This window comes from Streptomyces sp. NPDC047982 (assembly GCF_043204165.1).
GTDB lineage: Bacteria > Actinomycetota > Actinomycetes > Streptomycetales > Streptomycetaceae > Streptomyces.
This window is the reverse complement of sequence record NZ_JBIDBS010000021.1, coordinates 19,077-43,789: the sequence shown is the minus strand read 5'-3', so window position 1 is coordinate 43,789 and position 24,713 is coordinate 19,077. Positions and strand designations below refer to the sequence as shown.

18 protein-coding genes and 1 riboswitch are annotated in these 24,713 nt (G+C 71.7%); of the genes, 8 read left to right on the top strand and 10 right to left on the bottom strand.

Annotation, left to right across the window (positions count from 1 at the left end; translation table 11 throughout):
• Positions 1–63: 63 nt before the first annotated feature.
• The 7 genes from ACGF2V_RS24250 to ACGF2V_RS24220 all read right to left on the bottom strand — a co-directional run bounded on the left by ACGF2V_RS24250 (position 64) and on the right by ACGF2V_RS24220 (position 11,528).
• Positions 64–3,171 (bottom strand): FAD-linked oxidase C-terminal domain-containing protein, encoded by a 3,108-nt coding sequence (locus ACGF2V_RS24250; RefSeq protein ID WP_362709094.1) that lies wholly within the window; start codon positions 3,169–3,171, stop codon positions 64–66.
• 267 nt (positions 3,172–3,438) lie between these two features.
• Positions 3,439–4,476: an NAD-dependent epimerase/dehydratase family protein gene (locus tag ACGF2V_RS24245; protein WP_362709096.1), complete on the bottom strand. Its 1,038-nt coding sequence runs from the start codon at positions 4,474–4,476 to the stop codon at positions 3,439–3,441.
• A gap of 93 nt (positions 4,477–4,569) precedes the next feature.
• On the bottom strand, positions 4,570–5,754 hold the full coding sequence (locus tag ACGF2V_RS24240; protein ID WP_362709098.1) for a zinc-dependent alcohol dehydrogenase: 1,185 nt from the start codon (positions 5,752–5,754) through the stop codon (positions 4,570–4,572).
• Between the two features lie 843 nt (positions 5,755–6,597).
• Entirely contained in the window at positions 6,598–8,142 is a 1,545-nt protein-coding gene (locus ACGF2V_RS24235; RefSeq protein ID WP_362709100.1) for an ABC transporter substrate-binding protein, read from the bottom strand.
• Positions 8,143–8,515: 373 nt separating this feature from the next.
• Entirely contained in the window at positions 8,516–9,364 is an 849-nt protein-coding gene (locus ACGF2V_RS24230; protein ID WP_362709102.1) for an ABC transporter ATP-binding protein, read from the bottom strand.
• On the bottom strand, positions 9,361–10,449 hold the full coding sequence (locus ACGF2V_RS24225; protein WP_362624667.1) for an iron ABC transporter permease: 1,089 nt from the start codon (positions 10,447–10,449) through the stop codon (positions 9,361–9,363). The genes ACGF2V_RS24230 and ACGF2V_RS24225 overlap by 4 nt, the downstream gene beginning before the upstream one ends.
• A gap of 38 nt (positions 10,450–10,487) precedes the next feature.
• Positions 10,488–11,528 (bottom strand): ABC transporter substrate-binding protein, encoded by a 1,041-nt coding sequence (locus tag ACGF2V_RS24220; protein WP_362709105.1) that lies wholly within the window; start codon positions 11,526–11,528, stop codon positions 10,488–10,490.
• 29 nt (positions 11,529–11,557) lie between these two features.
• A riboswitch (cobalamin riboswitch) is annotated at positions 11,558–11,740 on the bottom strand.
• 213 nt (positions 11,741–11,953) lie between these two features.
• On the opposite strand from ACGF2V_RS24220, the gene ACGF2V_RS24215 reads away from it, so the two are divergent.
• The 4 genes from ACGF2V_RS24215 (at position 11,954) to ACGF2V_RS24200 (ending at position 16,420) form a co-directional block, all read left to right on the top strand.
• Positions 11,954–13,096: an alpha/beta hydrolase-fold protein gene (locus ACGF2V_RS24215; RefSeq protein WP_362624665.1), complete on the top strand. Its 1,143-nt coding sequence runs from the start codon at positions 11,954–11,956 to the stop codon at positions 13,094–13,096.
• 385 nt (positions 13,097–13,481) lie between these two features.
• Positions 13,482–14,720 carry a sensor histidine kinase gene (locus tag ACGF2V_RS24210; RefSeq protein ID WP_362709107.1) on the top strand — a complete coding sequence of 413 codons (1,239 nt, stop codon included), beginning with the start codon at positions 13,482–13,484 and terminating at the stop codon, positions 14,718–14,720.
• Positions 14,692–15,393 (top strand): response regulator transcription factor, encoded by a 702-nt coding sequence (locus tag ACGF2V_RS24205; protein ID WP_362709110.1) that lies wholly within the window; start codon positions 14,692–14,694, stop codon positions 15,391–15,393. Before ACGF2V_RS24210 ends, ACGF2V_RS24205 begins: the two co-directional genes overlap by 29 nt.
• Before the next feature lie 211 nt (positions 15,394–15,604).
• On the top strand, positions 15,605–16,420 hold the full coding sequence (locus tag ACGF2V_RS24200; RefSeq protein ID WP_362709112.1) for a hypothetical protein: 816 nt from the start codon (positions 15,605–15,607) through the stop codon (positions 16,418–16,420).
• A 181-nt stretch (positions 16,421–16,601) separates the two neighbouring features.
• Here ACGF2V_RS24200 and dnaK read toward each other — a convergent pair whose 3' ends face one another.
• From dnaK to ACGF2V_RS24185, 3 genes are all read right to left on the bottom strand, one after another.
• Positions 16,602–18,473: a molecular chaperone DnaK gene (gene dnaK, locus ACGF2V_RS24195; RefSeq protein ID WP_389047634.1), complete on the bottom strand. Its 1,872-nt coding sequence runs from the start codon at positions 18,471–18,473 to the stop codon at positions 16,602–16,604.
• A 775-nt stretch (positions 18,474–19,248) separates the two neighbouring features.
• Positions 19,249–19,911 carry a lysophospholipid acyltransferase family protein gene (locus ACGF2V_RS24190; RefSeq protein WP_362629283.1) on the bottom strand — a complete coding sequence of 221 codons (663 nt, stop codon included), beginning with the start codon at positions 19,909–19,911 and terminating at the stop codon, positions 19,249–19,251.
• 284 nt (positions 19,912–20,195) lie between these two features.
• Positions 20,196–20,957 (bottom strand): IclR family transcriptional regulator, encoded by a 762-nt coding sequence (locus ACGF2V_RS24185; RefSeq protein ID WP_362710880.1) that lies wholly within the window; start codon positions 20,955–20,957, stop codon positions 20,196–20,198.
• 69 nt (positions 20,958–21,026) lie between these two features.
• Here ACGF2V_RS24185 and ACGF2V_RS24180 point away from each other — a divergent pair, with 69 nt between their 5' ends.
• The 4 genes from ACGF2V_RS24180 (at position 21,027) to ACGF2V_RS24165 (ending at position 24,713) form a co-directional block, all read left to right on the top strand.
• Entirely contained in the window at positions 21,027–21,851 is an 825-nt protein-coding gene (locus ACGF2V_RS24180) for a fumarylacetoacetate hydrolase family protein (RefSeq protein ID WP_362629277.1), read from the top strand.
• Positions 21,848–22,792: an acetaldehyde dehydrogenase (acetylating) gene (locus tag ACGF2V_RS24175; protein WP_362710883.1), complete on the top strand. Its 945-nt coding sequence runs from the start codon at positions 21,848–21,850 to the stop codon at positions 22,790–22,792. Before ACGF2V_RS24180 ends, ACGF2V_RS24175 begins: the two co-directional genes overlap by 4 nt.
• On the top strand, positions 22,792–23,817 hold the full coding sequence (gene dmpG / locus ACGF2V_RS24170; RefSeq protein WP_362629271.1) for a 4-hydroxy-2-oxovalerate aldolase: 1,026 nt from the start codon (positions 22,792–22,794) through the stop codon (positions 23,815–23,817). The genes ACGF2V_RS24175 and dmpG overlap by 1 nt, the downstream gene beginning before the upstream one ends.
• 449 nt (positions 23,818–24,266) lie before the next feature.
• On the top strand, positions 24,267–24,713 hold the full coding sequence (locus tag ACGF2V_RS24165; protein ID WP_362710886.1) for a hypothetical protein: 447 nt from the start codon (positions 24,267–24,269) through the stop codon (positions 24,711–24,713).

Sequence of the window (24,713 nt, the reverse complement as noted above, 5' to 3'; positions counted from 1 at the left end):
ATCGCCGGGCCGCCGTCGCGGGATGCTCCCGGTGCCGGGAGGTGACGGCGGCGCCGGTCGTGCTCAGAGCGGGGGCCCGGCGAGGCTCCGCCGCCGCGCGAGGTACGCCCCCGCGCCCGCCGCCACCCCCAGGGCGAGGACGGCGGCCGTCATGCGCCGAGCGTCCTGCGCCGGGGCCTCGGGCCGGTCGGTGAGTTTCTCCGGGTGGTCCGCGGGCAGAGGGCCGTCCAGGCCGAGAGCCAGGGCCTCCGCCAGATGCATCGCGCGCCGGCCGGTTCCTCCTTCCTCGATCTGGGTGCGGCAGCTGAAGCCGTCCGCCAGGACCAGCGCTCCGGGGGGAGCGGCCCGTACGGCGGGCAGGACGCCCAGTTCGCCGATGGCGAGGGAAAGAGCGTGGTGCCCCCGTTCGAAGCCGAAGTTCCCGGCCAGCCCGCAGCAGCCCTCGTCCAGCACGACGGCCTCGATGCCGGCGTGACGCATCAGTTCGCGGTCGGCGTCGTGCTCCAGCACGGCGTGCTGGTGGCAGTGCGTCTGGACGACGGCGGTCCGGTCCAGTCGCGGCGGCCGCCAGCTCGCGTCCGGGACGTCGTCGAGCAGCAGTTCCGCGAACGTGCGCAGCTGCCGGGACAGTCGCTGGACGTCGAGGTCTCGCGGCATGAGCTCGGGGGCGTCGCTCCGCAGGGCGGCGACGCACGAAGGCTCCAGACCCACCACGGGCGTGCCGGCTTCGATCCATGGCCGCAACAGGTCCACCGTGCGGCGCAGCACCCTTTCCGCGGTGACCAGTTGGCCGGTGGAGATCCAGGTCAGGCCGCAGCACACGGGCTGCGGCGGCATCACCACCCGGAATCCGGCGTCCTCCAGGACCCGCACCGCCGCCTTCGCGACGGCCGGGTGGAAGTGGTTGCTGAACGTGTCCGGCCACAGCACGACCGCACGGCCGTCCGCCGGGTCGGGCTGCGGTGTCCGGCGTTCTGCCCACCACTGGCCGAAGGACTCCCGTGCGAAGACCGGCGCAGTCCGTTCGGCCGCCACCCCCGCGAGGTGCTTTCCGGCACGGGCGAGACCGGGGGCGTGGAGCAGGGCGTTCACCGGACGCGGCGCCAGGCGTGCCGCTCGCGCCCACAGGGGCAGCCAACCCAATGAGTAGTGGGCCGCGGGGCGTGGCCGCCAGGCGTAGTAATGGGACAGGAACTCGGCCTTGTAGGTGGCCATGTCCACTCCCACCGGGCAGTCGGATCTGCACCCCTTGCAGGACAGACACAGGTCGAGCGCGTCGCGCACCTCGGTCGAGCGCCAGCCGTCGGTCACCGGCGAATCCGGGTGACCGCCCAGCATCTCGAAGAGCAGGCGTGCCCGGCCGCGCGTGGAGTGCTCCTCCTCACCCGTTGCCCGGTAGGAGGGGCACATCACCCCGCCGGTGTGGCTCCGGCAGTCGCCGATCCCGACACAGCGCTTCACCGCTTGTGCGAAGGAGCCGTCGTCGTCCGGATAACCGAAGTGCGTGGCACGGTCGGCCGGACGCCACCGCGCTCCGAGCCGGAGGTCCTCGTCGCTCCGGCGCGGCGCGACGACCTTCCCGGGATTCATCCTGTTGTCCGGGTCGAAGAGGTGCTTCACCTCCCCGAAGGCGTCGACGAGCGTCCGGCCGAACATCCGGTGCAGCAGTTCACCCCGTGCCTGCCCGTCGCCGTGTTCCCCGGAGAGGGAACCGCCGTAGGACGTGACCAGGTCGGCGGCGCGGAACAGGAATTCCCGGAAGGCAGCGACCCCTTCGGCGTGCGTGAGCCCGAAGGGGATCCGCGTGTGCACGCATCCCTGGCCGAAGTGCCCGTAGAGAGCGGGACGGTCGTAGTCGAATTCCGCGAACAGCGCCTTGAGGTCGCGAAGATAGTCACCGAGCCGGTGCGGCGGAACGGCGGAGTCCTCCCATCCCTCCCAGGTCTCCCGGCCGTCGGGCGGGCGCGCGGTCACGCCCAGGCCCGCCTCGCGCGCCCGGAGCATCTTCCCCTCGCGCGCCGGGTCGTCCGAGAGCGAGACCGTCGGCTCGCCGGCATGGCGGCCGAGCGCGTCGAGCAGGTCCCGTGCCTGCGCGTCCACGGCGTCCCGGCTCTCGCCACTGAACTGGACGAGCAGCCAGCTCTCCCCCTGCGGAAAGGTGTCCAGCGACTCCAGATGGGAGCCCTCCTCGCGCATGAGCTGCGCCATCCGCCCGTCCAGTGCCTCCAGCAACTCCGGCTCGCAGCACTCCAGCAGCCGCGGCACGTCGTCGGCCGCGGCACAGATGTCGTCGTATCCGAGCACGACCATCGCCTCGCACGACGGCACGGGCACCAGATCGAGCTCGGCGCGCAGGACGGTGACGAGAGTGCCCTCGCTCCCGACGAGCGCGCGTGCCAGGTCGAATCCGTTCTCCGGCAGCAGCGAGTCGAGGTTGTACCCGGACACTCGGCGTGGAATACGGGGGAAGCCACGGCGGATGTCCGCCAGATGGCCGTCGACCACCCGCCGCAGACCGGCGTAGAGCTCCGCGCGACGGCCCCCGGCGGCGACGACGGCCTCGTACTCCTCCCGCGAGGTGGGCCCCACCCAGCAGTGCAGCCCGTCATAGGTCAGGATCTCCAGACGCCGCACGTTGTCCACGGTCTTGCCGTACGCCTGTGCCGACGCGCCGCAGGAGTTGTTCCCGATCATCCCGCCCAGCGCGCAGTGACTGTGTGTCGCCGGTTTCGGGCCGAACTGCAGGTTCGTACAGGAGAGTTGCCGGTTCAGCTCGTCCAGCACGATGCCGGGCTCGACCACACAGGTCCTGCGCCCGGCGTCCACGGAGACCAGCCGGTCGCAGTACTTGGTCCAGTCGACGACCACGGCCGCGTTCGTGCACTGGCCGGCCAGGCTCGTCCCCCCGCCCCGGGACAGCACCGGTGCGCCGAAGCGTGCGCACACCTTCACCGCCTCGGCTGCCGCCTCGACATCACCGGGCACGACGACGGCGATCGGCACCTGCCGGTAGTTCGACCCGTCCGTGGAGTAGGCGCCCCGGCTGCCCGCGTCGAAGCGCACTTCTCCCCGCACGCGTGCGCGCAGGGCCTTCTCCAGGGCTGCGGCGTCGACGGTCGTGCGGGCGCCGGTGTCCGATCCAGGAGAGCGCGAGAGGGGATGGAACTTCATGACCTTTCCTCCTCCAGGGGCCACCGAGCGGTGGGGAGTTCCAGAAGGGCACCGGGCCAGGCGCCGCAGGTGGCGTCGCGCGCCCGCCGGGGGATGACGGGACCGCCCTGAGGGAGCCGGCCGGCCTTTCCGGTTCCGGGCGGGTCCCGTCGGCTCCCGCGGACCGTACTCGTCCCGGCGTCGGGCGGCGCCCGGGTACCGACGGCGGGCGGCGCCGACCGCCGCACCCACGAGCGACCGGTCACGACCAGCCCCCGCCACCGCGGCTCATCCCCACCGGCTGCCGACGAGCGGCGGGGTCTGCAGACCCGCGCCGCTGCGCACGCCGCTCAGAAACGACGACAGCGCCTCCTGCGCCGTCCTGGCCGGTCGCCAGTCCAGCAGGTCATGTGCCCGGGAGCAGTCGAGGACGGGAAGTCGCAGGACCGCGTCGAACAGGTGCGGGGAAGCGGGGATCGCGTGGGTGTGCCACGCCGCCGTCAGGGCCGTCCGCACCAGCGTCCTCGGCACACGTACGACCCGGGCGCCCAGCAGATCCGCGAGTTCCGGCGCGTCGATGACCGGCTCCGCCGCCAGGTTGAACGCTCCCCGCACGTCACCGACCACGGCCGCCCGGTATGCCTGCGCCGCGTCGTCGGTGTGAAGCGCCTGGAATCGCAGCCCGGCCAGATCGGGCACGAACGGGAGCAGGTCCGGGCGCAGGAGAGCGCCGGGTACGCGGCGGCCCGCGAAGATGCGCCGCTGTTCGCTGGCGGCCTGCTCCTTGAACAGGAAACCGGGCCGCATCCTGACCACCCGGATCCGCGGGTGCCGCAGCTCGAAGGCGTCCAGCACACGCTCCAGGTAGGACTTCTCCCGGCAGTAGGCGGCATCCGGCCAGCCATGCGTGGGCCACTCCTCGCTCACACCCGGTTCGTCCTTCGGACCGGGGGAGTAGGCACCCACCGAGGAGGCGTGCACCAGGGCCGGTACGCCCGCCCTCGCCACGGCTTCGAAGACGCGGACCGACCCCAGGACATTGCTCTGCCAGGTGACCACCGGGTCATGGGTGGGCTGGAAGCGCCAGGCCAGGTGAACGACGGCGTCCGCGCCGGCAAGGTGGTGGTCCAGGGTGCTGGGGCTGTCGTGCCGGGAGAGGTCCACCGTGGCCCACTCCACGCCCGGGACCGATATGCGCGGGAGCCGACGGGCGAGACCGACGACGGCCGCCACGTCCGGGTCCTCGGACAGGGCCCCGACGACACTGGTCCCCACATTGCCGGTCGCCCCCGTCACCACGACGCGCAAACTCGCGTGTGTGCTCATCGTCCTTCCGCTCCTTTCCGGAGGCTCGTGCGGAACACGGTCCGCGCGCCGGCGGCGAGCCGTCGCCCACCGTGAGCGGCGCGGCGCCGGACGCTACGGACACAGGAGGGTCTTGACCATTCCGTCCTCCTTGCCCTGGAACATCGCGTACGCCTCGGGGCCGTCGGACAGCGGCAGGCGGTGGGTCGCGAAACCGTCCACGCCGAGTGTGTCCTCGTCGTCGAGCAGTGGAAGGATCTCGGGCACCCAGCGCCTCACGTTGGCCTGCCCCATCCGCAACTGGATCTGCTTGTCGAACAGGGTGAACAGGGGCAGTGGGTCCACCGCGCCCCCGTAGACCCCACAGACCGAGACGGTGCCACCCCGTCGCACCACGTCGATCGCGGTGTACAGGGCGGCGAGCCGGTCCACGCCGGCGCGCTCCATGAGCCTGCGGGCGACCATGTCCGGCAGAAGACCGGTGGCCCACTGCGCGGTCTTCGCGAGGGGCGCACCGTGTGCCTCCATGCCCACCGCGTCGATGACGGCGTCGGTCCCCCGGCCGTGGGTGATCTCCCGGATCGCGTCGGGCAGATCCTTGCCGCAACGGTTCACGTCGAAGACCTGCACGCCTCGCGCGGCGGCCCTGGCCAGCCGTTCCGGCACCAGGTCGGTGCCGATCACCAGCCCGGCGCCGAGGTGGCGGGCCACCCTGGTGGCCATGTCCCCGATCGGGCCGAGACCCAGTACCGTGACGCTGCCCCCGGGCGGGACGGACGCGTACCGTACGGCCTGCCAGGCGGTCGGCAGTACGTCGGACAGGTAGACGAACCGGTCGTCGGGCGGCCCGTCCGGAACCCGGATCGGCAGGGTGTCACCGAACGGCACGCGCAGCAGTTCCGCCTGCCCGCCGGGCACCTGCCCGTACAGCTTGGTGTAACCGAACAGCGCGGCTCCCGTCCCGTGCGTACGGACCTGCGTGGTCTCGCACTGGGAGTGCAGGCCGCTCTCGCACATGAAGCAGGTGCCGCAGGAGACGTTGAAGGGAACCACGACACGGTCCCCCACACGCAGCGCCGTCACGTCCGGTCCGACCTCCTCGACCACTCCCATCGGTTCGTGGCCGAGGATGTCGCCCGGGTCGAGGTAGGGCCCGAGCACCTCGTACAGGTGCAGGTCGGAGCCGCAGATGCCCGTCGAGGTGATCCGCACGACGATGTCCGTGGGCTCCTCGATACGCGGATCCGGGACATTCTCGACCCGCACGTCCCGACGTCCCTGCCAGGTGAGTGCACGCATGGGCGTCCCTCCTCACGGTGGTACTGCTGGCAGAGGCGGACCGGTGCGCCTTCGGGCGTGTGCCCGTGCAATGGGCCGCTGCCGTCCCGCCGAGGGTGCGAGCGCGCCGGTGTGGGACAGAGGCACGAGTGTCCGACGCGGTCGCGTGTCGTCCGGTCCGGCTCCCGCTTCGCCGGAACGGGCCGACTCATCCAGCGAACCAGTCACCCGGCCATCCCGCCTCTCGGGGCGGTGATGTTCCCGTGCTGACGGGCGGCCACCGGGGGTGACGACTTCTGCGAGGTGTTCGCCTCGGCTGCCGCCGCGCCCCGCCACCACCGGGACAGACCGGCCCAGACCTGAAACGATGGATTCCACCCCCGCCCGAAGCGGCAGGGCGCCGAAGGGCCGTCGCCTCGCACGGGGCGGCGAACGAGGAGGCGTCATGTCCAGCAGTCGGCGCCGGTCGACGGGCGCGACGACGCGACGCACCAGTTCCTTGCCACGGTGCACCCTTCGGCCGTGTTGCGGGCGAAGGACCGGGCCGAGGCGTACGGAGGGCTGCTCTCGGATCTGCGGACGGCCGCGCGCTTCCTCGCATGAGACCGCCGTGCGCGTCGCCAAGGCAGCCGGCTCCGCCGGCGGAGTCGGGACACGGGCGAGCGTCGCCGGCCGTCAGCCGGCACGCCCGGGCGTCCGGAACGCGCTTGTCGTACGGCCGGTCGTGGGGCGCGGCCCGCCGCGCTCCCCGCCGCCGTGCGGTCGCGCGCACCGGACGCACCCGGATTTCCGGGCGAACGCCTCTCTTCCGGACGATCCCTCGCCCGCCTTCCGCGGCACTGCACTCGTGGTGTGGCGCGGTACTCACTTCGCGGAGCTGAGCTCCCAGAAACGGAAGACCGTCGAGGTGTCCAGGCAGTTCTGCAGCCCCCGGACGCTCTCGTGGGCGACCGCGTACTGCTGGCCCTGCCAGAGCGGCAGGAACGGCAGCTCCCGCGCCACGATGTCCTGCAGTTCGATGAAGTCCTGCCGGGTGTCGGCGCGGTTGGTCACGGAGGCGGTGCGCGGGATGATCCGGTCGGTTATCTCGTTGTTCTCGTAGTTGTTCGACAGCACGTTGTTCTCGCCGAAGAACGGCTGGGTGAAGTTGTCGGGGTCGGGGTAGTCCGGCACCCAGCCCTTGACGTAGACGCCGTACTTTCCTTCGGCGATGTTCTTCTCGTACTGGTTGAACGGGACGGACTTCACGTCGGCGTCGAACAGTCCGCTTTTGTTCAACTGGTCGGCAATGGTGCGCAGTTCGTCATCGGTGGCAGGGCCGTAACGGCTCGGTGTGGACCAGAGGGTGAGCCTCACCTTCTCGGTGATTCCGGATTCGCGCAGGGCGTCCCGCGCCTCGCCCGGCTTCGGACTGTCGCCGTACATGTCGAAGAACGAGGTGCCGTGGCCGGTGATGCCGACCGGGACCACGGAGTAGAGCGGCGTCGCCGTGTCCTGGTACACCTTGCTGACCAGGGAGTAGCGGTCGACGAGATGGGCGATGGCCTTGCGCACGGCGAGCTTGCCGACGACGGGATCGGCGACGTTGAAGACCAGGTGCTGGACTTCGGCGCTGCTGCCCTGCACCACCTTGATGCCGTCCTTCTTCGCGCCGGCCGAGGAGTCAAGGGCGGCTATCGCCTTGGCGGTGAGGCCGCGGTAGGCGATGTCGACGTCGCCCTTCTCCAGGGACGACCGCAGAGCCTGCTGATCGCCGCGGAAGAGCTTCAGCGTCACGCCGGAGTTCTTCACCTCGGCGTTTCCGCGATAGCCGGAGTAGACCGAGAAGTCGGCCTTCGACTTGTCGATGGAGTCCAGCTTGTAGGGCCCGGAGCCGACCGTCTTGCCGCCCCCGAGCAAACGGTCCTTCGGATAGACCCGGCGGTCCACGATGGAGCCGGCACCAGAGGCGATCTTGCTGGGAAACGTCGCGTCGGGCACCTTGAGGCGGAAGACGACGGTCTTGTCGTCCGGGGTGTCGATCGACTTGATGGTGGACAGCATCGGCGCCGGGCCCGTCGGGTCGTCGATCGCGATCGTACGGTCGAAGGAGTACTTCACGTCCTTGGACGTGAGGGTGTTGCCGTTGCTGAACTTCAGTCCGTCGCGCAGGGTGCAGGTGTACGTCCTGCTGCCGTTCGAGAAGCCGCACTCCTCGGCGGCCTCCGGCACGGGGGTGGAGGAAGCGGGCGGGAAGCTCAGCAAGGACTGGAAGACGTTGTTGAACAGAAGCCAGGACCCCGGGTCGTACCCCGAGGCGGGATCGGTGGCGAGGATGCCGTCGGACATCCCGACGACCATCCTGTCCTTGCTCTCGGACGGCCAGATCTGGTCCTCGGAGCCGCAACCCGTCAGCAGCACCGCTGTCATGCCCCCGACGATCAGAGTGCTCGACCGCCTCGTACGATCCATCACGGAAAGTGCTCCATAGTGTCGGCCGGCCGCGAGGGTTTCCCCCGGACAACCGGATCGGTCAGGAAGTACTGCACGTGCCGCGGCACAGGCACTCAGCCCGGCCGGGCGCGTTGGTGCGGACCGAGCGGACTGCCGGGACTCGGTGTTCGACGGGAATTGTATGCATGGTGACTGTCAGTCAGCTTCCGGTTGGTGAACAACGATCGGCCGAACGGCGAACTCGTCCTGGAGGAAGGGTGGATGGGCCGTGGGGCAACGGGCGGCCACGGTGGTCGGCCGCCGCCGTACGAGAAGTCGGGGGCGGGCCGCCTGCGCCGGCCCCGCTCGCTCACGGGGCGGGCCCGTCCGCCGGGTCGGGCGCGGTCCGGCGCGGTCCCGGTTTCCCGGGCAGGAAGGTCACATGGGGCGCTCCCGTACGGGGGTGGACGACGACCTCGCCCGCCACCCCGTAGACCTCGCCCAGCAGTTCCTCGGTGATCACCTCGGCGGGCGGGCCGGACACGACGACCGCGCCCGCGCGCAGCACGTAGAGGCGATCGCAGTAGTACGCCGCCAGGTTGAGGTCGTGGAGCGCGACCAGGACGGTGGCGGGTAGCTGCCGCAGGACGCCGAGGACGTCGAGTTGGTGGCGTATGTCCAGATGGTTGGTGGGCTCGTCGAGGACGAGCAGTGAGGGCTGCTGGGCGAGAGCACGGGCGATGAGCACGCGTTGGCGTTCACCGCCGGAGAGCCGGTCGAAGGTGCGGTCGGCGAGAGCGCCCATGTCCACGGACGCGAGAGCCGACGCGATCAGCCGCGCGTCCTTCGCCGTGTCGCCGTCGAGCAGGCCCTTGTGCGGGGTACGCCCCATCGCGACGACCTCACGCACCGTCAGGTCGAAGGCGGCCACCGGTTCCTGGACCACCGCGGCCAGGGTGCGCGCCAGCCCGCGCACGGGCAGGTGCCAGGCGTCGGCCCCGTCGACCCGTACGTGTCCGGCGTCGGGGCGCAGCACGCGGTAGACGGCGCGCAGCAGGCTGGACTTGCCGCTGCCATTGGGGCCGACCAGACCGACGACCTCGCCGGGGCCGGCGCGCAGGGAGACGTCCCGGACCAGGTGGCGCGCACCGGCGGTCAGGGTGACGCCGTCGACGGTCAGGGCGGCACCGTCGGCGCCGCGTCCGGTCGCGTCGCTCATGCCGCTCCTCGTTCGCCGTTCCGCCGGGCGTCCCGGCGCATGAGCCAGAGGAAGAAGGGACCCCCGCACAGCGCGGTGAGCACCCCGACGGGAAGTTCCATCGGCGCCGCGACGGTGCGGGCGGCGATGTCGGCCCACATCAGGAAGACGGCTCCGCCCAGAGCGGCCGTCGGCAGCACGCGGCGGTGGTCGCCGCCGACCAGGAGCCGCACGGTGTGCGGCAGCATCAGGCCGACGAAGCCGATCGGCCCGGCCGCCGCGACCAGCACCCCGGTGACCAGGGACAGCAGGACGAACATGCGGGCCCGGAACCGGGCCACGTCGAGCCCCATCGTGCCCGCGGCCTCCTCGCCCGCCAGCAGCAGGTTCAGATTCCGTGCCTGCACCAGCAGGACGGCGGTGCCCAGCAGCAGGGCGGCGCCCGGCAGCCAGAGCGTGTCCCAGCCGACGCCGCCGAGGCCGCCGAGGGTCCAGGCGAGGACGGCACGGGCCTCGTTGCCCCGGCCGGTGGTGAGAAGCAGCAGGTCCGTGACCGCGGTGAGCACCGACGCCACCGCCACACCGGACAGCACGAGCCGTACCGAGGTGATGCGTCCGCCGGTGCGCGCGGTCGCGTACACCACCAGCAGCGCGCCCAGGGCACCGGCGAACGCGGCGGCCGGCAGCGAGACGGGGCCGAGCACGCCCACGCCGAGCACGATCACCGAGACCGCGCCCAGTGACGCGCCGGAGGACACGCCCAGCAGGTACGGCTCGGCCAGCGGATTGCGGATCAGGGCCTGCATCGCCGTGCCCACCACCGCCAGCCCGGCCCCGGTCACGGCGCCGAGCAGCACACGCGGCGCCCGCACGTCCAGGACGATGGTCTCCCGGGCGCGGGTCCAGGACGGCTCCCGCCAGTCGGCGCCCAGCGCGTGCGTGACGATGCCCCACACCTGGCCGGGCGGCACGTGCACCGAGCCGATGGCCAGGCCGGCGGTGGCGGAGACCACCAGCAGCAGCGCGAGGACGGTCAGCACCAGGGGGAGGGGAACACGTCCCGAGCGGCCCGCGCGGCGTGTGCTCCGCGCGACCGGCCCGTCCACCGCCGCGTCGGCCGGGCCGGCCTTCACGGGCGTCCGCGTCACCGGAACCTCTCGGGATGCAGACCGCGTGCCAGGCCGTCGACCGCGTAGGCGGACCGGATGCCGACGAGGGTCGCGGTCAGCGGCAGGACCACGAACCGCTGGTTCCTGATGGCGGGAACATCGGCGAGAGCGGGCTGCGAGAGCAGGAACTCCTTCTTCTGCTCGACGCTTCCGGACCCCGCGTAGTCGTAGATCACCACGACCTCCGGCCTGCGGGCCACGACCTGCTCCCAGGAGACGTCCCCGAAGACGTCGTCGAGGTCCGCGAAGACGTTGCGGCCACCCGCCAGCCCGATCAGGTCGTTGCCCAGGCCCTTGCCGCCCGCGGTCAGGGCGGTCTTGTCGCCGCTGTCGTAGACGAAGACGGGCACGTCGGGCCCGCTCCCGACGGCCGCGACGGCCCTGTCGACGCGTGCCCTCAGATCGGCCACCAGAGCGGAGGCACGGTCCGGGACGCCGAAAATGCGGCCGAGTGTGCGGATCTCGTCGTAGGTGTCCCGCATCGTCACCCGCTTCTTGCCGCAGTACTCGCGGTTGAGGTAGGTGTCGATGCCCGCTTCGGCGAACGCCTTGCGCGAACGGCCCTCGTTCTCGGCGAACGCGCTGCCGTAGCCGCCGTAGACGAAGTCCGGCTCCGCGTCCAGGACCGTCTCGAAGGACGGTTCCCTCTTCGCCAGCTCGGGTACGGCCGCGAAGTCCTTCCTCAGCTCGGGCAGGACGGCCGAGTCGGGGAAGGCGGTACCGACCATGCGGTCGCCGAGGCCCAGGGCGAGCAGCAGTTCGGCCGGGTGCTGATGGATCGTCACCACGCGCGAGGGCGGTTCGTCGTAGGTCGTTCTCACCCCGCAGTTGTCGACGGCGACCGGGAAACCGCTGACCCGCGACGCACCGGCCTTCGGTTTCCTGGGGGAGTCGTCGGCGCCGCAGCCGGCCGTCAGCAGGGCGGTGGCCAGGGCCACGACCCCGGCGACGGCACGCAGGGTGCGCCGGGTCCGGGCAGGGTGAGAGCAGGGGCGGCGGGATGTGCCGAAGTACACGTAGAGCCTCCTGGGGAGTCCGCGCTCCTCAAAACGGGCCCGCGACAGGCCAGTTTCCTGACTCCCGGATCGACGTTCCCCCCGCCTTCCCGCGCCGCGCGCAGTGGCATGTCGAAGGGTTGCACTCCCCGGTCACAGTGGCGGGACCGTGCCGGATTCGCACCGGCTTCCTGTCTCCCGTCGCGGCGATGACCTGCCGATATTACGTTCGTCCGAGGTCGGCGCACAGAGGGGGCCCATGTGAGTGATCGCACGCCCAGGGACCGGAACGCGTCTTTCGGCCACTCGCCGACGCGACCGGACCACGTGGTCCGGGAGGCCGGGTGCGACCGTCGTCAACACGCGGTTCCCCAAGTCTCGCGTTCGACGTAAAAAGGCGGAAAAGGGTAAACCATCTTCCTGTGTGCGACATCCTCACTGGCGTGATGAGCCTGACGGGGACACCCGTTTTCCTGGCCACGATCACGCTGGCCCTGGTCAGCGTGCTGCTTCCCCTGCTGTTGTGGGGACGGGTGCGGGGCCCCGCCGTGGTGCGCGGCGCGAGCCGCCTGGCGATGGTCGTCCTCGCACAGGGGGCGGCCGTGCTGAGCGTCTTCGTGGTGGTCAACAACACCAACGGCCTGTACGACAGCTGGGCCGACCTGCTCGGCACCGGACACCACGTCGTCGCCGCCCCGGACCTCGGACGCGACGGACTCGGGAGTCACAAGGACCGGGCCAACGAACCGAAGGTCGTCCAGGACTTCAGACCGGCCCGCGACGCCCGGATGGGGCACAACGTCCGCGTCACCCATGTGCGCGGCCGGGTGTCGGGGGTGTACGGCGAGGTGTATGTATGGCTGCCGCCTCAGTACGACCAACCGGCCTTCCGACACCAGAAGTTCCCCGTGGTCGAACTCCTCGGCGGCTTCCCCGGTTCGGCGAAGGCGTGGTTCAGCAGCCTTCGGGTGCAGTCGCAGCTGGAGGCCCGGATGCGAAGCGGTGAGATCGCCCCGTTCATCCTCGTGGAACCGCGCACCAACCTGCTGGCCGGTCAGGACACCGGATGTGCCAATGTGCCGGGCGTCGTGGACGCCGAATCGTGGCTCAGCGTGGACGTCCGGCAGATGGTGATCGACACCTTTCGCGCGCGGGGCGGCGCGGAGGGGTGGGCGGTGGCCGGTTACTCGGCCGGGGCACACTGCGCCGTGAAGATGGCACTCGCCCATCCGGAACGGTACCGGGCGGCCGTGGGCCTCTCCGGCTACAACGACCCGGCCGCCGAACGGGTCTCCCTCACGGCCCGCGCCCCCGAACTGCGGCGCACCAACAACCCGCTGTGGATCCTGCGCCACGCGAGCACGCCTCCGCGCGTCTCGCTCTATCTCTCGGGCGGACGCGACGACGGCTACCGTGACGGCGTCGCGCTGCGACGCGCGGCGATGCCCCCGACACGGGTGGTGGTGGCCCGGGTGACCGGCCCGCACACCATCGGGCTGTGGAAACGCCAGGTGCCGCAGGTCTTCCGCTGGCTGACGGCCGAACTGTCGCCGCCGGCGGGGCGGGTGGCGCCGGCGAAGGGCGTCTGAGGAGCCGGGAAGCGGCGGGGACGGGCCGGACGGGCAGAGGCGGGGCGAGGACCGACGGGGGCGACGGCACGGAAGGTACCGACGCGGTGCGCGCCGGACGGTCGGGCCCTCGGGGCCGTCCGTCCGACGGCATGCCGGTCGGGCGTCGGCCGAATGGAGTCGTCGGGGCGCCCGGCCGGGCGATCGTGACGACGGTCCGGGGCATCGGCCCGGGGCGCCGTCGACGCTCCCGGCGCACGGGCGGAAACCGGGCGTCGGAAGCCTGGGGCGGGGGCGGGCGCCGGGGTCCGGCGCCTCGGCAGGGGGCGGACCACGGATGTCGGAGGCCGGGACGTCCGTCCCGCGCGGCGATGCCCGATGCGGCCGACGACCCTACGGTGGTGCCATGGCGGTGATCAGTATGCGAAGGAAGGGGGAACGGTCCCGGCTCGGTGTGATGGACACACTGGGCCTGGTCGTCCTGTTCATTCTGTCCGTCGTGGCCGCCTCGATCGTGCCGCACGAACGCGACTTCTCCCTGCGGTGGCAGGCGGTGGTGCTGGCGGGCATCGGTTGCTCCGCGCTGGTGTGGCGGCGCCGTCACCCGGTCGGCGTACTGGCCGTCGCGATCGGCTGCGGAGTGGCCTTCCAGGTGCTCGGATTCCGGGAGAGCCCGCTGGTCATCAGCCCCGTCCTGGTGTCGGTCTACACCGTCGCCGCGCGCACCGACCGGCGAGTGACCTGGACCTCGGCACTGTCGACGGCGGCCATTCTGGTGGGCGCCGCCGTGCTGTGGGATCCGCGTTCCTGGCTGGCCCCGGACAACGCGGCGATGCTGGCGTGGACGGCGCTGCCCGCCGCCATCGGTGACGGGGTGCGCTCGCGTCGCGCCTATGTGGCCGCGGTGGAGGAGCGGGCGGAACACGCGGAGCGCACGCGCGAACAGGAGGCGGAGCAGCGGGTGGCGGCCGAGCGGGTGCGGATCGCGCGCGAACTGCACGACATCGTCGCCCACCACATCGCCCTCATCAACGCCCAGGCGGGCGTGGCGGTCCACCTCGTGGAACGGCGGCCGGAGAAGATCCTGGCCGCGCTGGAGGACATCCGGGACACCAGCCGGTCCGCTCTGGACGAACTGCGCGTGACCGTGGGGCTGCTGCGGCAGTCCGGCGACCCGGTGGCACCGCGCGACCCGATGCCCGGCCTCGCCCGCGTACCGGCGCTCGTGGCATCGTTCGAGCGAGCCGGACTGACCGTGAGTCACAGCCGGCACGGTGTCGCCGAACCGCTCGCTCCGGCGGTCGACCTGGCCGCGTACCGCATCGTGCAGGAGGCCCTGACCAACGTGCACAAGCACGCGGGGGCCGACCATGCCCGGCTGTTCCTGCACTACCGCCCCGAGCGGCTGACGATCACTGTCGAGAACGACGGACGGACCGGGGCCGAACCGGCCCGTCCAGGGACGGGCCACGGGCTGATCGGGATGCGCGAGCGCGCCTCCACGGTCGGCGGACGGCTGTACGCGGGAGCCCGCCCGGAGGGCGGCTTCACCGTGATGGCCGAACTGCCGCTGCGCCCCGGCCAGGTCATGACCGAACCACCGAGGAAGGACGGGCGTGACGATCCGCGTACTGCTTGTCGATGACCAGGCCCTGTTGCGAGGAACCTTCAGGATGCTGTTCGACTCCACGGACGACATGGAGACGGTGGGGGAGGCGTCCAACGGGCAGGAGGCGCTGGACCTGGCCCGTGCGCAGAGTCCCGACGTGGTCCTGATGGACATCCGCATGCCGGAGATGGACGGCCTCGAAGCCACACGGCTCATCAGCGAGTCCGACGACCTCGCCGACGTCAAGGTGCTCATCCTCACCACCTTCGAGGACGACGAGCACGTGGCCGAGGCGCTGCGCGCCGGTGCGAGCGGCTTTCTCGGAAAGGGCGCCCGGCCCGAGGAACTGCTGGACGCCGTCCGTACGATCGCCGCCGGCGAGGCCCTGCTGTCGCCGTCCGCGACGCGTGCGCTGATCGGGCGCTTTCTCGCCCAGCCGGATCCGTGCCCGGCGGGTGTGCACGAGCGCCTGGAGTGCTTGACGCGGCGGGAACGCGACGTCGTGGGGCTGGTGGCACTGGGGCTGTCGAACGACGAGATCGCGGAGCGTCTGTTCGTGAGTCCGCTGACCGCCAAGACCCACGTCAACCGGGCCATGACCAAGCTGGCCGCTCGCGACCGGGCCCAGCTCGTCGTCATCGCGTACCAGTGCGGTCTGGTGAGTCCCACGACGGAATCGGGGCCTTCGCAGCCGTCCATGCAGTCGTAGTCGTAGTCGTAGTCGCATGTCCGGGCCCAGGGCCCCGGGTACGGGCCCGGGACCCGGACATGCGGTGCGATGTCCCGGCGCCGGTCCGTTCCGGCGGGTGGTAGGGAGGGGATCCGGATACCGCAGCCGTGGTAGTCGGAATCGCTGCGGCGGGACGACGCGCGAGGGGCCGCCTCTGGGCGAGAGTGGGATGGCGAACGGAGGTGTCGCCATGATCGAAGCCCACGGCCCGACCGAGCGGTACGACACGGATGACGCGACCGGCGTCACCGGCCGGGCATCCGCTCCCGTCAGCCGCTCCACCGGCACGGCGATCGGGGCGACCCCGGCGGGTGCCCAGCCCGTCCCGACCGGTCGGCCGGCCCTGTCGCCGGACGCCACCGAGCGCGCCCGCCCGTCCGAGCCGCGCACCGCGTACGGGGTGTCGCTTCTCGGTTCCGGGGTATCCGACCCGCGGACGCACCGCGACACGCGTGTGCCTGCGACACCGTCCGCACGGCGCACGGCCGCCGGGAGCCGCCTCCCGGAACCGTCGCCTGCACTCGGTGAGCAGGCGCCGCTCCACCACGGCTCCCGCGCGGGATTCCCGCGCCCGAACCACTGCCACGACGGCCGCGCGACCGGCACCGCAGCACAGGAAGGACCCCCTCCCATGTTCACTGCAACCAAGAAGCGCAGCACGATCGGCGAACGACCGGCCGAAGCGCCCACCCCCGTGGTCCCCGCGCCCGAGGCGGCGGGCACGTCGGGCGGCCACGGCCACCCGGCGAGCCACCTCACCCACTGTGCCAGGGACGACTTCCGCGCCCCGCCCGCACACCTGTTGCTGCTCCGTGACGCGCTGGCCGACCGTGCCGTCCGCGACCAGGGGCCGGACACCGGTGGCCGGGCCGGACACCGCCGGGTGGCGCCCTGCCACCGAGCCCGGGCACGCTCGGCCGGAACCGCGCAGCTCACCCTGTCCCAGTGGGTCAGCAGGACCGCGAGGATCGGGACCCCGGCCGACGAGCACGCGACCGCGAGCTGACGGGGCACGGCCGAGGTCCGCCGGTGGTCGCCACGCACACAACTGAATCAGGCGCGTGGTGCTCGTGTCATCGGGCGATTGTCCGGAAGGACGGGGGCAAGCATGTGGGCAGCGGGGCGCGACGAGCGCGTGGGGGAGGGGACCGGATGCGCCCTGACGCCCTGACGCACGGGTGCCGTGCTCACCCGCCCTCCTTCCGCTCGTCGTCGACGATCTCCGCGTCGACGACCTCGTCCTCGCCCGCGCCGGGGCCGGAGCCGTCGGGCGAGGCGCTGCCTGCCGTGCCCTCGCCGGTGGCCCCGCCGCCGGCCTGCGCGTACAGGGCGGAGCCGATCCGCTGTGCGGCCGTACTCGCCTTTTCGGTGGCCGTGCGGAGTTCGGCGGTGTTGTCGCCCTTGAGCTTCTCCCTGACCTCCGTGAGCGCCTCCTCGGTCTCCGTGCGCACGTCGTCCGGGATCTTGTCGGCGTTGTCCCGCATCAGCTTCTCGGTCTGGTAGAGCAGGGTCTCCGCCCGGTTGCGGGTCTCGGCGGCCTCCTTGCGCTGCCGGTCCTCCTCCGCGTACTTCTCCGCGTCGCGCACCATGCGGTCGATGTCGTTCTTCGGCAGCGAGGAGCCGCCAGTGACGGTCATCTTCTGTTCCTTGCCGGTGCCGAGGTCCTTGGCGGTGACGTGCATGATGCCGTTGGCGTCGATGTCGAAGGAGACCTCGATCTGCGGCACGCCGCGCGGGGCCGGCGGCAGGCCCGTCAGCTCGAACATGCCGAGCTTCTTGTTGTACGCCGCGATCTCGCGCTCGCCCTGGTAGACCTGGATCTGCACGGACGGCTGGTTGTCCTCCGCCGTCGTGAAGATCTCGGAACGCTTGGTCGGGATCGTGGTGTTGCGCTCGATGAGCTTGGTCATGATGCCGCCCTTGGTCTCGATGCCGAGGGACAGCGGGGTGACGTCGAGCAGCAGGACATCCTTGACCTCGCCCTTGAGGACACCGGCCTGGAGCGAGGCGCCGATGGCGACGACCTCGTCCGGGTTCACACCCTTGTGCGGATCCTTGCCGGTCAGTTCCCGCACCAGTTCGGTCACCGCGGGCATCCTCGTCGAACCGCCCACGAGGATCACGTGGTCGATGTCCGACACCTTGATCCCGGCGTCGTTGATCGCGTTGTGGAACGGCGTCTTGCAACGCTCCAGCAGAGCGGCCGTCAACTGCTGGAACTGTGAGCGCGTGAGCTTCTCGTCCAGGTGCAGCGGGCCCTCGGCGGACGCCGAGATGTAGGGAAGGTTGATCGTCGTCTCGGTTGCCGAGGAGAGTTCGATCTTCGCCTTCTCCGCGGCCTCGCGCAGACGCTGGAGCGCCATCTTGTCCTTGGACAGATCCACGCCGTAGCCGTTCTTGAACCGCTCGACCAGGTGGTCGACGACGCGCTGGTCCCAGTCGTCACCACCGAGGTGCGTGTCACCGTTGGTCGCCTTCACCTCCACCAGACCTTCGCCGATCTCCAGCAGCGACACGTCGAAGGTGCCGCCACCGAGGTCGAACACCAGGATGGTCTGGTCGTTCTCCTTGTCCAGGCCGTAGGCCAGGGCCGCCGCGGTCGGCTCGTTGATGATCCGCAGGACGTTCAGGCCCGCGATCTGCCCGGCCTCCTTCGTCGCGGTGCGCTGCGCGTCGTTGAAGTACGCGGGCACGGTGATCACCGCGTCCTTGACGTCGTCCCCGAGATACGCCTCGGCGTCCCGCTTCAGCTTCTGCAGCACCCGCGCGGAGATCTCCTGCGCCGTGAACCGCTTGCCGTCGATGTCGCCGGACTCCGGGAAACGCCACTGGGCGTCCCCCATGTGCCGCTTGACCGACCGTGCGGTGCGTTCGACGTTCGTCACCGCCTGACGCTTGGCGACCTCGCCGACCAGCACCTCGCCCTTCTTGGCGAACGCCACCACCGACGGAGTGGTCCTCGCTCCCTCGGTGTTCGTGATCACGGTCGGCTCACCGGCCTCCAGCACGGATACCACGGAGTTCGTCGTTCCCAGGTCGATGCCCACTGCCCGCGCCATGACTGCCTCCCTTCACGGCGAGGACCGATGCCCCTGTCGGGCGGGCGATCAACGGACCCCGCCGATGCCGTCGACGGACTCGGATGCCGCCCGGTGCTCCTCGCCGCTCGCCTCCGTACGGCGGGGCCGGTGACGGGGGAAGCACCCATTCGCCCCGACGGGGTTGTCCGCAGGCACGCGAACCCGCCGCCGGAGCGACTGTCGGCGGAAGAAGGGGGTACGCCGCTCGCCCTGTGCGCACCTGCGAGGTCGCACGCGGTCCGCCGGGCGGAACCCGTGTCATCGCCGACACGACATCCTGTTTGTCACCTTTTGTATTGGTTGACATGTTACAGCCCGGTGTTGTGCGGGCGCAGTGCGCGGCAGCGGGCGGTCGAGGCGCGCCGGGCCCGGTGTACCGCAGCCGGCCGCGGTGGCGGCTGCGTCCCCGGCGAGCCGAGGACGGAGAGTCCCTGGTCGACGCGGCAGGGTGTCGATCGACGCGGCGACTTCCGGCACATTTCCGTGAACATGGCCTGCTCGCCGGGTGAGAGCACTGCGACGGCGGCCCGGATGTTCTCCCGTCGGCCGTGCGCCACGTCGGCCAGGAAGGCGCGGCCCTTCGCCGTCAGGGAGGTCGGCTGCCCCTCCTGTCCTCGCCGACGGTGTTCGTGGTCGTTGGTATGTCGCGGTTCGTACACCGCGGTTCGTACACCGCGGTTCGTACACCGCGGTTCGTACACCGCGGTTCGTACACCGCGGTTCGTGCGTCGCGGTGCGTGCGTCGCGGTTCCGCTCAGGAGGTGAGCACGACGGGCCCGTCGAGACGTTCGGCCGCGGTACGCCAGGCAGCGGTCACCGCTCGGTGGGCGTGCGCGGTGCGGGCGGCGGGGGAGCCGTTCAGCATGACAGGGGCTCCGACGTGAACGTGAACGTCCGGCCGGCGCAGGGGCGCCGTGACCAGTCCGGCGACCTGCTTCGTGCGGCTCCCGGAGACGATGCGTCGGGAACCGGCCTGACCCAGGGGGACGACGGGGGCTCCGGTGCTGCGCGTGAGCCGTGCGAGGCCACTGCGGAAGGCCCCGGGAAGGGCCTCGCCGGAGTCCTTGCGGCGCGGTAGGCCGCCTTCCCCGTAGATCAGGACCAGGCGCCCTCGCCCCAGGGTCTCGGCCGCCGTGTCCAGGGCGTCGGCGGCCCGTCGGTCGCCCCGGTGAACCGGGATGTGGCCCTCCCGGGCGAGCACACGGCCGAGTACGGGTATGCGCCACAGACCTGCGGCGGCCATGACGACGGGCTCGACACCGAGCCGGTGGAGCGCGGCGAGGACGACGGCGGGGTCCGCGAGCGAAGTGTGGTTGGCGGCGATGACGCTGCCCGGCGCGAAACGGGTGCCGACATCGGTGGTGACGTTCAGACTGCCGACGACGGGGACCAAGGCGGCGGCGAGGCGACTGAGCATGTGGACGGGGCCTTTCGGGGTTCGATCCGTTCACCCCATCGTGGATCCGGGGTGCGCAGGGCGCGTGAGTACCGGTACTCACCCGTCGGCCGACGCTCTCCCGTCAGGCGAGGCGTGCCGGGCGCCACGGGCGGCCCTGTACGCACGGGCGGAGCTCAAGCCCGGCCGGCCTGCCGGCGCCGACCCGGTCCCCGCCGCGGCCGACGGGTACCAGTGCCGCCCCCGCCGGCGGAGCCCTGTCGAGGAGGAGCAGCGCCGGAACAGGGAGGAGGAGCAGCGCCGGATCAGCTCGGCAGATTGCGCCGGATCAACGTGCTGCCGAGCCCGGCGGCAGCCGCCCGCACCTGCGTGACGAACCGCTCGGGCCGGAACCTGCCGGTGGGACCGGCCACGCTGATCGCGGCGAGCGCTTCGTTGTCGCGCCCCAGCACCGGCGCGGCGACGCACATGAGGCCCATGGTCGACTCCTCCCGCTCGAACGCGACGCCCGTCTCGGTGATGTCGCGCAGCTGGCGGCGCAGGGCGCCCGGGGCCACGATCGTGCGCGGGGTGCGCCGCTCCAGCGGCCCGGACAGCACCCCCTGCCGCAGCTCGTCGTCGGCGTGCGCGAGCAGGGCCTTACCGATGGCGGTGCAGTGCAGCGGCATCCGCCCTCCGGTGCGCGAGGGCGCCCTGGCCTGGCGGTGGCCACCGATCTTGGCGACATAGACGACGTCGTGCCCCTCGCGCACCCCGAGGTGCACGGTCTCGTGGGTGCGTTCGTACAGGTCCTGGAGGAACGGCATCGCCACCTCCAGGAGGCTCCGCTCGGGCGCCGCGAGCATGCCCAGCTCGAAGAGACCGCCGCTGGGGCGGTAGCCGCCGTCGACCCGGTCGAGCAGGCGGTTGTCGACCAGCGCGCCGGACAGCCGGTGCACCGTCGCCTTGTGCAGACCCGTACGCCGCACGAGCTCGGCGAGGCCGACGGCCCGGTCGTCGGGCCGGAAGGCCCGCAGGATCGTCACGGCCTTCCCCAGCACCGTGTCGAGACCCGTTGCTTCCGTCATGGGCGCAGCGTATCGCTGAGCGAGACGAAGTGCTGGTTCGGGCGTGCGACCCGGGCCCACAGTGAAGCGGTGACCGAGAACCAAGGGCTCGCCTCCGCGAGCAAGTCCGACATCGCCGCCGCGGCCGCGCGGCTCGCCGGGGCGTCCGCCTCCGGTGTGCCCTGCGCGCCCGTCCGGGACCTGATCGGCCGGGACGACCTGGCCGCCGCGTACGCCGTACAGGCCGCACTGACCGAGCGCCGCCTCGCCGCGGGAGCCCGGATCACCGGCCGCAAGATCGGCCTGACCTCCGAGGCGGTGCAGCGGCAGCTCGGCGTCGACCAGCCCGACTTCGGCGTCCTCTTCGACGACATGGCCTGCGAGGACGGCGGCACCGTCCCGGCCGGGCGGATCCTCCAGCCCCGGGTGGAGGCGGAGATCGCCTTCGTGCTCCGCGCCGACCTGGCCGACGGCCCGCTCGACACCGCGCAGGTCCGGGACGCGATCGACTACGGCGTCGCCGCGCTGGAGGTCTGCGGCAGCCGGATCGCCGGCTGGGACATCAGTCTCGGCGACACGGTGGCCGACAACGCGTCCGCGGGCGCCTACGTGCTCGGGACGCACCGGCGCACCCTCGACGAGACCGAACCGGTGGACGTCGTGATGTCGATGAGCGTCAACGGCACGGAGGTCTCCATGGGAACCGGCGCCGCCTGCCTCGGCGACCCGATCGAGGCCGTCGCCTGGCTGGCCCGTACGGCCCGCGACCTCGGCGACCCGCTGCGCGCGGGACAGGTCGTGCTGTCCGGCGCGCTCGGTCCGATGCGGCCGGTGTCCCCCGGTGACACCGTCACCGCCACTCTGTCCGGCTTCGGTGCCGTGACGGTCCGCTTCAGCGAGGGAGAGGCTTCATGAGCAGGACGAAGGTCGCGATCATCGGGTCGGGCAACATCGGCACCGACCTGATGATCAAGGTGCTGCGCGGGGCGGAGCACCTGGAGATGGGCGCCATGGTCGGCATCGACCCCGCCTCCGACGGCCTGGCCCGCGCCGCGCGGCTCGGCGTCCCGGTCACGCACGAGGGCGTGGCCGGACTGATCGCGATGCCCGGCTTCGACGAGATCGACATCGTCTTCGACGCGACCTCGGCCAAGGCGCACGAGGCGAACGCCGCCGCGCTGGCCCCGTTCGGGAAGCGGCTGATCGACCTCACCCCGGCGGCCATCGGCCCCTACGTCGTCCCCGCCGTCAACCTCGACGAGCACCTCGGCGCCCCCAACGTGAACATGGTCACCTGCGGTGGCCAGGCCACCATCCCGGCCGTCGCCGCGGTCGGCCGCGTCGTGCCCGTGGAGTACGCGGAGATCGTCGCGTCGATCGCCTCGAAGTCGGCCGGCCCCGGCACCCGTGCCAACATCGACGAGTTCACCGAGACCACCTCGGCCGCCATCGAGCGGGTCGGCGGCGCCCGCCGTGGTAAGGCGATCATCATCCTCAACCCCGCCGAGCCGCCACTGATGATGCGGGACACGGTCTTCTGCCTCGTCACGGCCCCGGACCCGGCCACCCAGGAGGAGATCCGGCAGTCCGTGGCGAAGATGGCCGCCGACGTCGCCGCGTACGTGCCCGGCTACCGGCTCAAGCAGGAGGTGCAGATCACCGAGATCCCCGACGACCAGCCGGTCGGCACGCTTCTCGCCGACGGCGGCGCCCGGCCCACCCACCAGGTCTCGGTGTTCCTGGAGGTCGAGGGCGCCGCGCACTACCTTCCGGCCTACGCCGGGAACCTCGACATCATGACCTCCGCCGCCCTCCAGGTCGCGGAGCGCATCGCAGCAGGGAAGGCAGACAGCTGATGGGCACCCCGATCTTCGTCCAGGACGTCACGCTGCGCGATGGCATGCACGCCGTACGCCACCGGATCACCCCGCAGGACGTCAAGCACATCGTCACCGCGCTCGACGACGCGGGCGTCGACGCGATCGAGGTCGCGCACGGCGACGGCCTCGCCGGCGGCTCCGTCAACTACGGTCCTGGCTCGCACACGGACTGGGAGTGGATCGAGGCAGCGGCCTCGGTGCTGAAGCGCGCCCGCCTCACCACCCTGCTGCTGCCCGGCGTCGGCACCCTCCACGAGCTGAAGCGCGCGTACGACCTCGGGGTGCGCTCCGTCCGGGTCGCCACGCACTGCACCGAGGCCGACATCTCCGCACAGCACATCGCCGCGGCACGCGAGCTCGGCATGGACGTGTCCGGGTTCCTGATGCTCTCCCACATGGCGCCGCCCGAGGAACTGGCCCGGCAGGCCAAGCTGATGGAGTCCTACGGCGCGCACTGCGTGTACGTGACCGACTCCGGTGGCCGGCTCACGATGGGCGACGTGGCCGCACGCGTCCGTGCCTACCGGGACGTGCTGGACGCCGGCACCGAGATCGGCATCCACGCCCACGAGAACCTCTCGCTGTCGGTCGCCAACTCCGTCGTCGCTGTCGAGAACGGTGTCCACCGCGTCGACGCCTCGCTCGCCGGTCACGGTGCGGGGGCGGGCAACTGCCCGCTGGAGGCGTTCATCGCGGTCGCGAACCTCTCGGACTTCGAGCACCGCTGCGACCTGTTCCGGCTCCAGGACGCCGCCGACGACATCGTGCGGCCCCTCCAGGACCGTCCGGTGCGCGTCGACCGGGAGACCCTGACCCTCGGCTACGCGGGCGTGTACTCGTCGTTCCTCCGTCACGCGGAGGCCGCATCCGCCCGGTACGGCGTGGACGTCCGAGACATCCTCATGGAATGCGGACAGCGCCGTCTGGTGGGCGGTCAGGAGGACATGATCGTCGACATCGCACTCACGCTGGCGGCCGGGCGCGCGGAGCAGCCGGCCTGACCGTGCGCCCGGCCGGGCCTCTGTCCACGGCCGGGCGCAGCCCTTCTCAGCGGGAGGCGAGCAGTGCCTCGCCGAGCGCGGTACCAGCCGGACCACGTGCGTCAGCGATGTGTCGAGGGCCGATGCGCGATGAAACGGCGTCGGACGGGTACTGCGGATCCTGGCCGCCGAGCGCGGCGGGGACGTCTCCGTTCCCGTCGCGCCTGCGTCCATACGGGCGTGCCGCGTTTTTGTGCGGGTATGCCGTGGCGCCGCCCGGTGTCAGGAGAGCTCGTACGACGACAGTGCGGGGAAGGCGTCGGACGTCGTGCCGAGCGGCTGCTCGGTCCAGATGGTCTTCCCGCGCTGCCCGTAGCGGCTTCCCCATCCGGCTGTTCGGCACGCCGGATCACGACGACCCCGAGCACCAGCCCGCGTGCGAAGAGGGGCGCCCACACGAACGAGTGCCCGTGCTCGGGAACGAACAGCGTCGGTCCCTCGGTCCCCGCGGGACCGCCTACGCGTCCGCCCCGCCGTCGCCGGCCGTCCGCCGGTGCGCGTATTTCTACGCACGGGAGACCAACCACTACCCGCTGAACGGCAAGACGGACGTCAACGGCACCGCCCACCACGCCGGCGGCTACCTGATGCGCATCGACTACGGCCGGCGCGACGGCCAGGTGTACGCCGCCAAGGCACCCGCCCGCGTCGTCTCCAGCACCCAAGAGCGGTGCCTGCCGACCGAACCCGACCGAGACGGCGAAGGTGGCCTTGCCACCGGTCCCCGGCAGGGGCCCCGCACACCGCTGGTTCGTGGTGCCGACGGACGGTCGGGTACGGAGGCAGGCGGACGCGCGGTGCGTCGGCGGTGTCAAGGTTCCCTGTGTTCGTGCCCGAGGGCGGACAGCCATCGGTGA

Coding starts and splice junctions, on each gene's coding strand:
- ACGF2V_RS24250 (WP_362709094.1), bottom strand. CDS start 3,171: ATGAAGTTCCATCCCCTCTCGCGCTCTCCTGGATCGGACACCGGCGCC.
- ACGF2V_RS24245 (WP_362709096.1), bottom strand. CDS start 4,476: ATGAGCACACACGCGAGTTTGCGCGTCGTGGTGACGGGGGCGACCGGC.
- ACGF2V_RS24240 (WP_362709098.1), bottom strand. CDS start 5,754: ATGCGTGCACTCACCTGGCAGGGACGTCGGGACGTGCGGGTCGAGAAT.
- ACGF2V_RS24235 (WP_362709100.1), bottom strand. CDS start 8,142: ATGACAGCGGTGCTGCTGACGGGTTGCGGCTCCGAGGACCAGATCTGG.
- ACGF2V_RS24230 (WP_362709102.1), bottom strand. CDS start 9,364: ATGAGCGACGCGACCGGACGCGGCGCCGACGGTGCCGCCCTGACCGTC.
- ACGF2V_RS24215 (WP_362624665.1), top strand. CDS start 11,954: ATGAGCCTGACGGGGACACCCGTTTTCCTGGCCACGATCACGCTGGCC.
- ACGF2V_RS24210 (WP_362709107.1), top strand. CDS start 13,482: ATGGCGGTGATCAGTATGCGAAGGAAGGGGGAACGGTCCCGGCTCGGT.
- ACGF2V_RS24200 (WP_362709112.1), top strand. CDS start 15,605: ATGATCGAAGCCCACGGCCCGACCGAGCGGTACGACACGGATGACGCG.
- dnaK (WP_389047634.1), bottom strand. CDS start 18,473: ATGGCGCGGGCAGTGGGCATCGACCTGGGAACGACGAACTCCGTGGTA.
- ACGF2V_RS24190 (WP_362629283.1), bottom strand. CDS start 19,911: ATGCTCAGTCGCCTCGCCGCCGCCTTGGTCCCCGTCGTCGGCAGTCTG.
- ACGF2V_RS24185 (WP_362710880.1), bottom strand. CDS start 20,957: ATGACGGAAGCAACGGGTCTCGACACGGTGCTGGGGAAGGCCGTGACG.
- ACGF2V_RS24175 (WP_362710883.1), top strand. CDS start 21,848: ATGAGCAGGACGAAGGTCGCGATCATCGGGTCGGGCAACATCGGCACC.
- dmpG (WP_362629271.1), top strand. CDS start 22,792: ATGGGCACCCCGATCTTCGTCCAGGACGTCACGCTGCGCGATGGCATG.